Origin of the sequence: Endozoicomonas sp. ALD068, assembly GCF_049310145.1 — a bacterium.
Lineage (GTDB): Bacteria > Pseudomonadota > Gammaproteobacteria > Pseudomonadales > Endozoicomonadaceae > Endozoicomonas_A.
The window spans coordinates 4,089,991-4,104,769 of sequence record NZ_JBLYNU010000004.1; the positions used below are offsets into that span (position 1 = coordinate 4,089,991).

A 14,779-nucleotide genomic window follows, 5' to 3' on the forward strand; every position below is an offset into this window, starting at 1 on the left:
GGACAGGACGTTTTACAGAACCGGATCAGCCGCCTGATTACGAACGCTACGGAGCGGGTTATCAGGCAAAAGCCACGATCATTGAGTCGGCTTCCTGGCAATGGCTTTACGCCAGTGACCTGCCGATTGCTTATGGTCTGATCCTGACCACCAACGACGCTTCTCTTCGCTCAACCCCTTATTCATGGCTACCTGTAAAAATGGTTGTTGCTGTCTGCTGGCTTTTAAAAAGCTATTGGAACTCCGATTTACGACTGTTTAACCTCATTGAACAAAAAAAGATGAGTCAAAATCCCCCGTTTGTGATCACCCTTATGATGCCTGGCCCTGGACATAACCAACAACGATACCCGCCATCAAAATCATCTGGCCAGCCAGCCCAACAAGCAATTAATCACCCTACAGGCTCTTTCATTAGCCCTCTGTATTATGGCTCTGGTGGCAGTAACGGAGGCTCTCAACATCATCAACATACTTTGGGTTTAAATTGTTTCGCCTATCCATGTCATGGTGTTTGCATATTCCTGTCATCATCCTTTAGCAGCGAGCCCGCCGAATGGCCGCTGAACTCTGAAGGCAGTTCGACAGACCAAACAGGATCACTCAATGATGATGTGACTAGGCCCGGGCAAATGTTTGTCAACGTTGATGACGTGGTTATAATCAACGGGCTACTCAAACTGCAAAGTCGGAGCCTTCCCGGAGCGACCGGGATTTCCTGTATGCTTACCCGCTCTTTCCCTCCGATGGAGACTTCAGAAACAAACCAGACAACAACAGAATCATCCCAATGGGATCAGAGCACACCTCATCTTTCCCAGTCACCCCCAACAGCAGTAGCTATATTCACGACATCAAACCAAAGAACCTCAAAAACGGGAACGCTTGGATTGACAGGAATTTCACCTTCGGATTGTCTTCCCTCCGAAGAAACTAGACATTGCCAACAAACCCTGTCGAATCACAAAAGAAGAGACCCCTGCGGGCAACGAATCTGTGTCATGACATTGGTCGGAGATGACGGTCAGCCGCATCCATGCGGGAAGGCCTTCAACAATGCTCAAGCCCTGTATGATCACAAAAAAAGAAGCCACACAGAGCAACAAACCTGTATCTTGACAGTGGTCGGAGAGGATGGTCAGCAGCGGCCATGCGGGAAAGCCTGCAAGAATGCTCGCGCTATGACGGACCACAAAAGAAGGGTTCACACCGGGCAAAAAACCTGTGAGGTAACCGTGGTCGGGGAGGATGGTCAGCAACAGCCATGTGGTATAGCCTGTAAAAATGTTAAAACCCTGTCGGATCACAAAATAAGACACCACACCGGGCAACAGACCTGTTACGTGCCCCTGGTTGAGGAGGATGGTCAGCAGCGGCCATGCAGGGCGGTATGCAAGAATGCCCGAGCCCTGACGGTTCACAAAAGCAGAGTGCACAGCGGGCAAAAAACCTGTGTCGTGTTATTAGTCGGAGAGGATGGTCAGCAACGACAATGCGGGAAGATCTGCAAGAATACTCAAGTCCTGATGGATCACAAGAGAAGAGACCACACCGGACAACAAAACTGTGAGCTGACTCTGCTCGGAGAGAATGGTCAGCAACGACAATGCGGAAAAGTCTGCAAGAATGCTCAAGCACTGAAGGATCACAAGAGAAGAGACCACACCGGACAAAAAATCTGTGACTTTACCGTGGTCGGGTTGAATGGAGTGAAGCAGCCATGCGGAAAAGTCTGCTGGAGTACCAGCGCTCTATCGAACCATAAAAGAGAACATCGAAAACGCAAACCTGTTGATGTAGATCAGGACGATTGATCTGCTACCCGCCATTTCATAAGGTTTTACCCGGTGCCATCTTTGGTCCAGTTTTTTTTACGGTAGTTCCCTGACAAAAAAGCACACCTATTTTCTTGATCTATCCTTCCACTCTGTAGACCAGAATGCAGGGATGGAATTATTAAACACTCACTTTTTGCAATACCTCTGTTGATGATACTCTCGTGTTTTGTTGTCTGTCAGGCTGATCCATGGACAGAACCGTTTATTATCAGGTTTGAACAAAATAAAGGTTCTCCACTACGGAACTTTTCTATAAAGCTTGACCGTCAAACATTGCCGGGAAGTCCCTCAGACATTGCCCACACAAATGGCTTTACAGAATCAGATTCTCTGCCTGATGAAAAACGACAAAGACCTGGTGATTATGGAGTAAAAAAGGCCATCATTGAGTCGATTTCATGGCAATGTCTTCACGCCAGTCATCTTCTGGTCGGTTATCAGCTGATCCTGACTAACAAAAACACACCTTCAGACTCCATCTCTTATTCATGGCTACCTGCAGAAGTGGTTGTCGCTATCGATTGGCTTTTAAAAAGCTATTGGAACCGGGACTCACCGCTGCTTAACCCGTTTGAACAACAGGAGGCGACATGTATGTTGACACAGAGGTACCAACCGTTTTCAGCCATCACTATGACGTTTGGCTCCAGAGATAATCAACAACAATATCAGCTATCAGAATCATCGGAACAGCCAGCTTCGCAAGCCAGCCACCAGTCTACAGGCGATTTAAACAGTCTCCAGTACTCTAACTCTGGCGACGGTAACAAAAGTCCGGAACAAAACCTGCATAGCTTGGGTTTAAATTGTTTTGTTCATCCCTGTCGTGGCGTATGTAAACTCCAACAATCAACCGATAGCAAGGAGCGAGCTGAATTACACTTTGGGGAGACCTCTGCCCCGATAAAGACTTCGGATGCAATGACAGAAAAACAAGCCGCTGAACCAGAAGCAATACCCGGACAAAGACTGTTTACTCATTTGGAGAATAGACACTACCTCAGTTGCATAGGCCATTCTGATTCTGTAAAAGCTACACATTCCGAACAAAAATCACTGTTCAAACTATGGAATGATTTTTCTGACATTTACCCGCCATTTTATAGTGACCAATTATTTGAGCCACAGCCGCATGACATTAATGGTCATCTGGCCAATAGCATTAACTCTTTAGACGGGGTCGCCTCAGACGGGGTCGCCTCAGACGGGGTCGCCTCAGACGGGGTCGCCTCAGACGGGGTCGCCTCAGACGGGGTCGCCTCAGACGGGGTCGTCTTAGACGAGTTCACCTCAGACGAAGCCGCCCTGGAAGGAGCCTCCTTCGACGAGGTATCCATAGACTCAATGGGTACTGTGGCTGCTTTTAGCACATTCCCCGCCGGGTCACTCAACCATGAAATGTCAATATCCGGAAATTGGTCTTCCATCACTAATGAATTTTCGGTCATTGACAGTCCATTTGGACCAGATCGTTTTCTCGAAGAAAACATTTTTCCCCCTACATTTATCAAGTTCTCCCCCCTGAAAGGAGCTTCAGAAACACAACAAAACACCACTGAATCATCTCATTCGGTTCAGAGCCAACCTCATCTTTCCTGGACAGGCGTAGAAGGGGCCGATAACAAAAGCAAAATCAACACCGGGCAAAAAGCCTGCAACGTGAACGTGGTCGGGGAGGATGGCAAGCAGAGGCCTTGTGGATCAGTCTTCAAGAATGCTAAATCGCTGTCATCTCACAAGCACAGATACCACACCGAGCAAAGAATTTGTAACTTGACTGTAATCAGTAAGAAGGGGCAGAAACAGCCATGTGGGAAGATCTGCAAAAATACTGGAAGCCTGTTGGATCACAAAAATAGAGTCCACAGTGGGCAACAAACTTGCGGCCTGACCCTGGTCAGGGAAGACGGCCAGTCACAGCCATGCGGGGTGGTCTTAAAAAATGCAAATGCTCTGGCGAATCACAAAAAAAGAGACCACACCGGGCAACAAATCTGTCACGCAATAGTGACCGGGAAAGACGGCCAACAGCGATCATGCGGGAAGACCTGCAAGAATGTAAAGGCCTTCTACATTCACAAAAGCAATTACCATGGCGGGCAGCAAGCCTGTGGCTTGACGGCGGTCTCAGAAGATGGCCAACAGCGGCCATGCGGGATAGTCTGCAAGAATCCTCATGCCCTTGCGGTTCACAAAAGAATTGCCCACACCGGGCAACAAAGCTGTGATGCAAAAGTAGTCGGGAAAAATGGCCAACCAAGGCTATGTGGGATCATCTTCAAGAATTTCAATTCTTTGTCATCTCACAAATCGAGAATCCACAGCGGGCATCAAACCTGTGACGTGACCGTCGTCGGCAAGGATGGTCGGCCGGGACCATGCGGGAAGATCTGCAAGAATGCTGGCGTCCTGTCGAATCACAAAATAAAACATCGAAAACGCAAGCCTGTTGATATGGACCAGGACAATGACCCCGATCATCCATCAGGTAAAGAGAAAAAGTAACGACCAGTAAAGCGTTTCAATGAAGTTTCACCCGTTACAACCTTTGGTTTTTAACAAAGTTTATTTAACAGTGGGTCTTTAAAGGAAATTCTTTGACAGAAAAGCACGCTCATTTTCTTGATCTATCCTTCCTCTCTGAAGACCAGAATGCAAGGATAGAATTATTAAATGCTCACTGTTTGCAATGACTCTTTTGATATCACTGTCGTTTTTTGTTGTCTGTCAGGCTGATCCATGGACAGGACGATTTATTATCGAGTTTGAACTAAATTCAGGTTTTCCAAACCGCAGCTTTTCTGACCAACACAGATTACCGGTCAACCCATCAGACATCGCCGAAAAAAAAGACTATACGGAATCCGATTCGCTTTCTGATATCAAACGACAGCAAACTTACATTTGCAGAGAAAAAACGACCTTCATCAAGTTCATTTCGTGGCAATGGCTTTACGCCACTCACCTGATGGTTGCTTATGGGCTGACCCTGAGCACCAGATATGCTCCTTCAAGCTTCATTTGTTACTCATGGCTACCTGTAGAAGTGATTGTCGCTGGCGGCTGGCTTTTAAAAAGCTATTGGAAACCGGATTCATCGCCGTTTTATCCTTTTGCACGACAAGTGTTATCTATATTGACACAGGAGGATCAATGTTTGGCGATCATCACCATGATGCCTGGCTATGGACGTAACCAACAACAAGGCCAACCATCAGGATCATCTGACCAGCAAGCCCCCCAAACATATACTCATCCTTTAGTCCATCTGACCAGTCTTTTGTTTTCCAACTTTGGCGATGGTAACCAGGGCCCTCAACAACACCAACATACGTTGGATTCGAATTGTTTCATCCATCCCTGTCATGGCCTATGCAGATTCCGACCATTGTCCGATTCGTCCAACAACGGAACTCTGAACTCCTTACAGAGTTCGACTGGGCACACAGAGGCAACACCCAGACAAGACTCATGCCCGCATTTTGCCGATACAACCGCCTCTGCCGGGAAAGTAGTCTGCAATGTGATTATGGTCAGGCAGGATGGCCAGCTAAGGCAATGCGGGACGGCCGTTAAGAATGCCAAAGCCCTCATGTCTCACAAAAGCGGATACCATACCGGGAAAAAAAACTGTGACATGCCCCTGATCGGTGAGGATGGCAGGCAGCGACCATGCGGGAAGCTCTGTAAGAATGCTCACGCCCTGTCATGTCATAAAAACAGATACCACTGCGGGCAAAAAACCTGTGATGTGAATCTGGTCGGTGAGAATGGCCAGTTGCAGCCATGCGGGAAGGCCTGCATTAATTCTAAAACCCTGAAAGAACACAAAAGAAGAGACCACAGCATGCAACAAACCTGTGTCGCGATCATGGTCGGGGAGGATGACCAGCAGCGGCCATGCGGGAAGACTTTCAAGAATATAGAAACCCTCTACTCTCACAAGAGCAAATACCACAGCGGGCAAAGAGCCTGTGACGAAACAGTAGTCGGAAAGAATGGCCAACAGCAGCGATGCGGGAAGACCTTCAAGAATGCACAAACCCTCTACACTCACAAAAACAATTACCACAGCGAGCAGCAAACCTGTTGCCTGACCGTGGTCGGGGAGGATGGGCAGGAGCAACAATGCAGCAAGGTCTGCAGGAATGCTAAAGCCCTCTCGAATCACAAAAGAAGAGACCATACAGGACAACAAACCTGTGATAAAACCCTGGTCTCAGAAGATGGCCAACAGCGACCATGTGCAAAGGTCTGCAGGAATTTTGGAGCCCTGCAGGCTCACAAAAGAAGAGCCCACACCGGTCTACAAACCTGCGACACTACACTAATCGGAAAGGATGGCCAAGCAAGACCCTGCGGGGTAAATTTCAAAAATCTTCAATCTCTTTTATCTCACAAAAACAGATACCACACTCGGGAAAAAACCTGTGACATGACCGTCGTCGGGAAGAATGGCCTGCAGCGCCCATGCAGGAAGGTCTGCAAGAATGCAGGATCCCTGTCGGATCACAAAAGAAGACATCGAAAACGCAAGCCTGTTGATGTGGACCAGGGCGATGACCTCAGTCATCCAGAAAGTAAAAAGAAAAAGTAACGACCAGTACATGGCTTCAATTAGGTTTACCGGGTGCAAGCTTATTTTCTTGGGCTATCCTTCCTCTCTGTAAACCAAAATGCAGGGATAGAATTATTAAACGCTCGCTCTTTGCTCTGACACTATTGATGGTATTACCGGTTTCTTTCGTCTGTCAGGCTGAACCATGGACAGGACATTTTATTATCGAGCTTGAACAGAATTCAGGTTTTCCAAACCCGAGTTTTTCTATCAAGCGCGATCAACTCACATTATCTGGAAACCCGCCAGACATCACCGACACAAACGACTATGCAAAATCCGATTCGCCGCCTGATGACAAACGACACATACCTGACGATTATCAGGTAAAAACGACCCTCATTGAGTCGATCTTCTGGCAATGGCTCCACGCTGCCAAGCTGCTGATTGCCTACGAACTGATCCTGACTACCAGAGACGCTCCTCCAGGCTCAAAACGGCTACCTGTAGAAGTGGTTGTCGCTGTCGGCTGGCTTTTAAAAAGCTACTGCCCCCCCTGTTCACCGCTGTTTAATCCAATTAAACTGCAAGCGGTATCTATGTTGAAACAGGATGAGCTCCCGCTTGCAATCACCATTACGATGCCTGGCTATAAACATGAACAGCAAGGTCAACCATCTGAATCATCTGACCAGCAAGCTCCCGAAACACCTGCCCGCCCTTCAGGTTATTTCTCCAGTCATCTGTCTTCTGATTATGGCGACGGTGACGAAAGTCCTCGACAACACCAACATACGTTGGATTTAAATTGTTTCGTTCATCCGTGTTATGGTCTATGCAGATTCCGACCTCCATCGGACAGCGGAGCGCTGAATTCCGTGGAGAGTTTGATTTGCCAAATAGAATCAGCACTCAGACAAGGGCCATGCCCTCATTTTGCCAATAAAAACTGCTATCGTTGCAATTTAATGGATGGGGTCGCCTCAGACGGAGTCGCCTTAGACGGGGCTACCTCAGACGGAGTCGCCATAAAATCAATGGGTGCAGTGGCAACCCATACAAACGCCTCTGCCGGGAATGCATTCTGCAACATGATGGTGATCAAGCAGGATGACCCGCTGCAGCAATGCGGGATGATCCGCAGGAATGCTAAAACCCTTTCGGATCACAAAACAAGAGACCACGCCGGGCAACAAACCTGTGATATGACCCTGGTCTCAACAAATGGCCAACAGCGGCCATGCGGGAAGGTCTTCGCGAATCCTGCCAGCCTGAGGGTTCACAAAAGAGGTGCTCACACTGGTCAACAAACCTGTAACGTAACAGTGGTCGGGAAAAATGGCCAACAGAGGCTATGCGGGGTAGTACTCAAAAATCTTCAATCTCTGTCATCTCACAAATCCAGAATCCACAGAGGGCAACAAATCTGTGATGTGACCGTGGTCGGGAAGGATGGCGAGCGGCGACTATGCAGGAAGGTCTGCAAAAATGCCGGAGTCCTGGCGAATCACAAAAGAAAACATCGAAAACGCGAGCCTGTTAACTTTGAACAGGAGGATGACCTCTGTCCTCCGAAAGGTAAGAAGAGAAAGTAACGACCAGTATGGCTTCAATGTGGTTTTACCACGTGCAACCTTTGATTTTTAACAGCGTTTTTTAAAAAAAAGTTCTTTGACAGAAAAGCAAGCTAATTTTCTTGATCTATCCTTCCTTTCTGTAGACCAGAATGCAAGGATGGAATTATTAAACACTCACTCTTTGCAATACCTATATTGATGACACTGTCGTTTTCTGTCGTTGGTCAGGCTGAATTTTGGAAAGGTCATTTTATTGTCGCGCTTGAACTGAATGCAAGTTGTCCAAATCTGAGTTTTTCCATCAAGCGCGACCAACCTGGATTACCGGGAAACCCGTCCGACATTGCTGACACAAACAACTATGCAGGATCTGACTCTCTAGCCGAAGACAAACGACAAAGAGAAGATGGCTATGGAGTTCAAATGTCCCTCAATGAGTTGATTTCCTGGCAGTGGCTTCATGCCACTAATCTGCTGATTGCTTACGAACTGACCCTGTCGACCAGAGACGTTCCTCTAAGCTACCCCCCTTTTACACGGCTGCCTGTGGACGTGGTTGTCGCTATCGGCTGGCTTTTAAAAAGCTATTGGACCCCCAATTCACTGCTGTTAAACACAATTGAAAGACAATCGGCAGTTATATTGAAAAAGCGGTATCAACCATTTTCGATCACCACTGTGATGGCAGGCTGTGAACATGACCAACAAAAAGGACAACCATCAGAATCATCTGTTCAGCAAACCCCCGCCACTCACATCTGCCCTCCAGGCCATTTCACCAGCATACTGTTTTCCTCTTCTGAGGAAGGGAACGGAGACCCTCAGCAATACCAACATACGTTGGATTTAGACTGTTTCGTCTACCCCTGTAATGGCATTTGCAAATTTCGACCATCATCCGAAAGCGGAATGCTGGATTTCCTGAACAGTTGGACAGACGACACAGAATTGACATACGGACAAAGCTCATACCTACAATTGGCCAATAGACCTTCCTATGGTTGCCTCAGTCATTCTCAGACTGAAAGCACTGGACATCACCAGCAAAACTCACTTTTGGAAGCATTGAATAATCCCCCCGCCATTCAACTGCAATATACTTCTGGACAACTCATTCGGACACACGACACTGATGGCAACCGACCCTATAATCGCAGCTCTTTTGACGGGGTCGCCTTAGACGGGGTCGCCTTAGACGGGGTCGCCTTAGACGAGGTCGCCTTAGACGAGGTCGCCTTTGACGGGGTCGCCTTTGACGGGGTCGCCCTGGACGGGGCTGCCTTAGACGGGCTCGCCCCGGTCTCAATGGGTGTAAGGACAGCCACAGCCCTGGTCAAACAAGAAGCCTGCAACGAAATAGGGACCATGAATAATGATCAACATTGGCGCTACGGAATGGTCAGTGAGAGTTCTAAAGCCATGACAGAACACAAAAAAGCAGCCCACAGCGGACAACAAACCTGTGCTGTAACCACAGTTGGAAAGGATGGCCAGCAACAACCATGTGGGAGGCTTTTTAAGAATGTCCGGTCATTGTCAAGTCATAAAAGCAAATGCCACGGTGGGCAAAAAACCTGTGACATGACAGTGGTCGGGGAGGGTGGCCAGGAGAAGTCATGTGGGACAGTCTGCAGGAATCCTGAAGCCCTGCGGACTCACAAAAGAATTGCCCACACCGGACAACAAACCTGTATCGTGATCGTGGTCGGAGAGGATGGCCAGCCACGACCATGCGGAACGGTCTGCAAGAACAAAGAAAGCCTGATCTCTCACAAAAGCAAAATCCATAGTGGGCAACAAACCTGTGCCGCGACAGTGGTTGAGGAGGGTGGCCAGCGGCGTCCATGCGGGAAGATCTGCGAGAATGCAAAATCCCTCTACACTCACAGAAGCCTATGCCACAGCGGGCAACAGACCTGTGTCTTGACCGTCGTCGGGGAGGATCGTCAGGAGCGACAATGCGGGAAGGTCTGCAAAAATGCTATAGCTCTGTTGAATCACAAAAGAAGCAAACATGCCAGGCAACAAACCTGTGGTGTGATCCTGGTCAGCATGGATGGTCAGCGGAGGCCATGTGGGAAGGTCTGCAGGAATCCCGGAGCCCTGCAGAATCACAAAAGAATTGCCCACACCGGACAACAGACCTGTAACTTAACAGTCGTCGGGAGGGATGGCCAAACGGGGCAATGCGGGGGAGTTTTCAAGAATCTTCAATCCCTGAAATCTCACAAACTCCGGATCCATAGTGGGCAAAGAACCTGTGACGAACCCGTCGTCCGGGAGGACGGCCAGCAGCGGCCATGCGGTAAGGCCTGCAAGAATAATGCAGCTCTAATGTATCACAAAGGCATACATCGAAAACGCAAGCCTGTGAATGTGAACCAGACCGGTGACCTCAGTGCAACTGAAAGTAAGAAGAAAAAGTAACGACCATTAGACGACTTCAATGAGGTTTTACCCAGCGCAACCTCTGATTTATGGCAGAGGTTTTTTACAAGAAGTTTTTTGACAGAAAAGCACACTTATTTTTGATCTATCCTTCCTCTCTGTAGACCAGAATGCAAGGATAGAATTATTAAACACTCACTCTTTTCAGCAGCGTTGTTGTTGCTCCTGTCCTTCCCTTTCATCTCCCGGGCTGAGTCGTTAACAATACATTTTATTATCGAGCTTGAACAGAATACAGACTTTCCACCTGATAAGAAACCATACAGAGCCACCAGTTATGGCGTGAAAACGTTCCCTTTGAGCTCCAGGCCCTATTCATGGGTACCAATAGCAGCCTTTGTTGATGTCGGCCAGCTTTTAAAAAGCTATTGGAATCCGGACTCAGCCCTGCTTAACCCTATTGAACAAATGGAGGCGACCTCTATGCTGACACAGGGAGATTACTCGCTTGCGACTATCACTGCGATGTTTAGCTCCGGGCAAAACCCAGCACAATACCAACAATCAAAATCATCTGGCCATCAAGCATCACAAGCTAACAAACAACCTGCAGGCTCTTTCATTAGCCCTCTGTATTTTGGTTCTGGCGGCGGTAAAGGAGGCCCGCAAAAGCACTCACATACTTTGGGCTTAAATTGTTTCATCTATCCCTGTTATGGCGTTTGTCGATTCCGATCATCATTCGATAGCAGAGCATCCGCCGGGTGGCCTCTGGGTTCAGTTGGAAGCTCGACAGACCACACAGGGGCGTTACCTGAACAAAGTTCATGCCCTCATTTGGCTAATGGATACTGCTTTAGTTGTATAGGTCATTTTGATTTTCTAAACGCTACAGACTTCCGACAAGGTTTGCCTTTCGAGAGCATGGAGTTTTTTTCTGACATTCAACTCCAATGTACATCTGTCCAACTATTTCAGGCGCATAGCATTGTTAGCAACCCAACCAGAAGCTGCAACTATAAAGAAGAGGTTGATTCAGGTGAGGTCAATATAGAGGAGGCCGACTCAGACGAAATCGACGTAGAAAAGATCGACTCAGACGAAATCGACGTAGAAAAGGTTGACTCAGACGAAATCGACGTAGAAAAAGTTGACCCAGCCACAATAGGTCCCAGGTTAACCTGTAGAGTAGACCCTTCCAGGCAGCGAAGCTGTGAAGTGGTCCTGGTCAGGAAGGAGGGTCAGAAGCAACTATGTGGGGTGCTCTGCGTGAATGCGAAAGCCTTGCAGGAACACAAAAGAAGAGAGCACGGCGAACAAAAAATCTGTTACCTGACCAGAGTCGGAAAGGATGGTCAGCAGCAGAGATGTGGGATGGTCTGCAAGAATCCTAAAGCCCTGTCGGATCACAAAAGAAAAGACCACTCCGGGCAACAGGCCTGCGACAAGATCGTTGTCACAGAGGATGGCCAGAAGCGACTATGCGGGAAGATTTGCAAGAATATTCAGGCGCTTTCATGCCATAAAAGCAGATACCACACCGGTCGCAAAACTTGTAACCTGACCGTGGTCACAGAGGATGGCAAACAACGGCAATGTGGGTTGACAGTGGCGAATGCTCGCGCCCTGGCGGATCATAGAAGTAGACACCACACCAGGCAAAAAACCTGTGACTGGATAGTGATCGGAAAGAATCGACAGCAGCGACTATGCGGGAGAGTCTGCAGAAGTACCAGAGCCCTGTCGGATCACAAAAGAAAAAACCACAATGGGCAAAAAAACCGCGACGTAACAGTGGTGTGGAAGGATAGTCAGCGGCGGCCATGCGCGATGGCCGACAAGACGACCCAGGTCCTTTACAGTCAAAAAAGAACACATCGAAAACGCAAACCAGTGCCTGACGATAACTCAGGTCTCTGACAGAAAAATTCACTTATTTTTTGATCTATCCTTCCTCTTTGTAAACCAAAAGACAAGGATAGAATTGTTAAACACTTACTCTTTGCGACACCGCTGTTATTGCTGCTTTCGTTGTTTGCAGTCTGTCAGGCCGAACCCTGGACAGGACGGTTTACTGTCGAGCTTGAACAGGATACAGATTCTCCGGGCCAGAGCTTTTCTATAAAGCATAATCAACATACATCGTCAGGCAATCCATCCGATATTGCTCACAAAAACGGCTGCACAAGATCAGCTTCGCCGTCTGGTGAAAAACGACAAAGATCGGGCAGATACGAGATTAAATCGACCATCATTGAGTCAGTTTCGTGGCAATGGTTTTGTGCGGTTCATCTGTTGGTTGCTTACGAACTGCTCCTGACCACCAAAAACAACCCTCTAAACTCCAGCCCTTATTCGTGGGTACCTTCAGAAGTGGTTGTCGTTGTCGGTTGGCTTTTAAAAAACTATTGGAATCCCGATTCACCTTTATTTGACCCAATCGAACAACAGACGACATCCATGTTGACACAGGAGGATTATCTGTCTCAGATCCTCATTACCATGTATGGCTATGGACAAAATCCAACACAACATCAGCCATCAGAAGCATCCGGTAAACAAACCCCACAAACCACTAATCTCCCAAAAGACTCTCTCACTAACCCGCTTTATTCTGACACTGGCGGCGGTAACGGGGGCTCTGAACAACTCTCACATACTTTAAGTTTAAATTGTTTCGCTCACCCCTGTAACGGCGTTTGTCGATTCAGACCATCAACCGATGGCAAAAGGCCCGCTGAATGGACGCTGAATTACCAGGAAATCTCGTCAAACTGCACAGAAACGCACCCCGGACAAGGCTTATACCCTCATTTTGCCAATGGACATAACCCCTCCCAACGACAAGCGCATCAGCCTGATGATGCAACAACGCTCAAGCATTTACCTGTCAACACTGATGATTTGGTTATAATCAACGGATTGCTCAATCTACGTAATCAAAGTTGTCCCGAAGAATCCGAAATCTCCTTCACGCTTAGCCATCTCACATCCCGTGCGGGGATTTCAAAAACAGAACAAACAGTCACTCACTCATCCCAATTGGATCAAAGCTCATCCCATATTTCCCGGACAAACAGAGTACAAGCCATAAACAATAACGAACAACCAGCCTGTGGCTTAACAATAGTTGGCGAGAATGGCCAGCCGCAGCCGTGCAGGACAATCTGCAAGAATGTTAATGCCTTGTCGGTTCATAAAAGCAAATACCATACCGGACAAAGAGCCTGCTACGTGATGGTGGTCGGGGAAAGTGGCCAGCAACAGCAATGCGGAAAGATCTGCAAGAATGCCAGTGCACTGGCAAATCACAAAAGAAGAGAACACACCGGAAAACAAATCTGTGGCGTAACGGTGGTCCTGGAAGATGGCCGGACACGACTATGCGGGACGGTGTGTAAGAATGCCGATACCCTGTCTACTCACAAAAGAAGACACAAAACCGGTCAACAAACCTGTAACGCGACCGTTGTCGGGAGGGATGGTCAGCAGCAGCCATGCGGAAAGGTTTTCAAGAATGCCTGCACGCTGGCGGATCACAAATACAAATATCACCGCGGCCAACAAACCTGTTCTATGTCCATGGTTGGAGAGGATGGTCTCTCGCGGCCGTGCGGGACGGTCTGTATGAATACTTATTCACTGATGAATCACAAAAGAAGATATCATACCGGAAAACAAACCTGTGACCTGAACGTGATCGGCGAGAACGGCCAACAGAAGTGTGGGAAGGTCTTCATGAATGCCAAAGATCTGTCGACTCACAAAAGCGCCTGCGATACCAGACGACAAACCTGTATGCTGCCAGTAACCGAAGACGGTGCCCAGCCGCAGCCATGCGGAAAAGTCTGCAGCAATAAGAGTAAGCTGGCGGGTCACAAATACAAACACCACAGCGGGCAGCAAACCTGTTATATGACCGTGGTCGGAGAGGATGGCCTTCGACGATATTGCGGGACTGTCTGGAAGAATCCTAACTCCCTGATGAATCACAAAAGAAGACAACACACCTCAGAACAGACCTGTTACGTGACAGTGATCGGGAAGGATGGTCGGCAGCGGCGATGCGGGAAGGTCTGCAAGAATGCAAGCTCGCTGGCGGATCACAAATACAAATATCACAGCGGGTACCACACCTGTCATATGAACGTGGTCGGAGAGGATAGTCTCCCCCGGCAATGCGGAATGGCCTGGAAGAATGCCAATTCCCTGACTAACCACAAAAAAAGATACCACACCGGACAACAAATCTGTGACGCGACCCTGGTCGGTGAGAATGGCCAGATGTATTCATGCGGGAAGCTCTTGAATAATGCAAAAGCCCTTTCGGATCATAAAAGAATACATCGAAAACGCAAGCCTGTTGATGCAGACAGGGACAAAGACCTCAGCCCTTGATCTGACAGCAGCCATTTCAT

At 48.2% G+C, this 14,779-nt stretch carries 7 protein-coding genes; all 7 read left to right on the forward strand.

Annotated features, from left to right (window positions below; genetic code table 11):
- The first annotated feature begins 281 nt into the window (after positions 1 to 281).
- A complete protein-coding gene (locus ACO6V5_RS14395; RefSeq protein ID WP_422140001.1) occupies positions 282 to 1,814 on the forward strand; it encodes a hypothetical protein in 1,533 nt (510 codons plus the stop codon).
- 174 nt (positions 1,815 to 1,988) lie between these two features.
- Positions 1,989 to 4,343 (forward strand): hypothetical protein, encoded by a 2,355-nt coding sequence (locus ACO6V5_RS14400; protein WP_422411052.1) that lies wholly within the window; start codon positions 1,989 to 1,991, stop codon positions 4,341 to 4,343.
- A gap of 184 nt (positions 4,344 to 4,527) precedes the next feature.
- Positions 4,528 to 6,435 carry a hypothetical protein gene (locus ACO6V5_RS14405; RefSeq protein WP_422139999.1) on the forward strand — a complete coding sequence of 636 codons (1,908 nt, stop codon included), beginning with the start codon at positions 4,528 to 4,530 and terminating at the stop codon, positions 6,433 to 6,435.
- A gap of 128 nt (positions 6,436 to 6,563) precedes the next feature.
- Entirely contained in the window at positions 6,564 to 7,991 is a 1,428-nt protein-coding gene (locus tag ACO6V5_RS14410) for a hypothetical protein (RefSeq protein ID WP_422137032.1), read from the forward strand.
- A 180-nt stretch (positions 7,992 to 8,171) separates the two neighbouring features.
- On the forward strand, positions 8,172 to 10,400 hold the full coding sequence (locus ACO6V5_RS14415; RefSeq protein WP_422411050.1) for a hypothetical protein: 2,229 nt from the start codon (positions 8,172 to 8,174) through the stop codon (positions 10,398 to 10,400).
- A gap of 177 nt (positions 10,401 to 10,577) precedes the next feature.
- Positions 10,578 to 12,281, forward strand: a complete 1,704-nt coding sequence (locus ACO6V5_RS14420) for a hypothetical protein (protein ID WP_422411048.1) — start codon at positions 10,578 to 10,580, stop codon at positions 12,279 to 12,281.
- A gap of 111 nt (positions 12,282 to 12,392) precedes the next feature.
- Complete coding sequence (locus ACO6V5_RS14425) at positions 12,393 to 14,759, forward strand: hypothetical protein (protein ID WP_422411046.1); 2,367 nt, start codon at positions 12,393 to 12,395, stop codon at positions 14,757 to 14,759.
- Positions 14,760 to 14,779: the final 20 nt, after the last annotated feature.

Excerpts from the sequence above, each read along its gene's own strand:
- ACO6V5_RS14405 (WP_422139999.1), top strand. The coding sequence starts at position 4,528 with ATGACTCTTTTGATATCACTGTCGTTTTTTGTTGTCTGTCAGGCTGAT.
- ACO6V5_RS14400 (WP_422411052.1), top strand. The coding sequence starts at position 1,989 with ATGATACTCTCGTGTTTTGTTGTCTGTCAGGCTGATCCATGGACAGAA.
- ACO6V5_RS14410 (WP_422137032.1), top strand. The coding sequence starts at position 6,564 with ATGGTATTACCGGTTTCTTTCGTCTGTCAGGCTGAACCATGGACAGGA.
- ACO6V5_RS14415 (WP_422411050.1), top strand. The coding sequence starts at position 8,172 with ATGACACTGTCGTTTTCTGTCGTTGGTCAGGCTGAATTTTGGAAAGGT.
- ACO6V5_RS14395 (WP_422140001.1), top strand. The coding sequence starts at position 282 with ATGAGTCAAAATCCCCCGTTTGTGATCACCCTTATGATGCCTGGCCCT.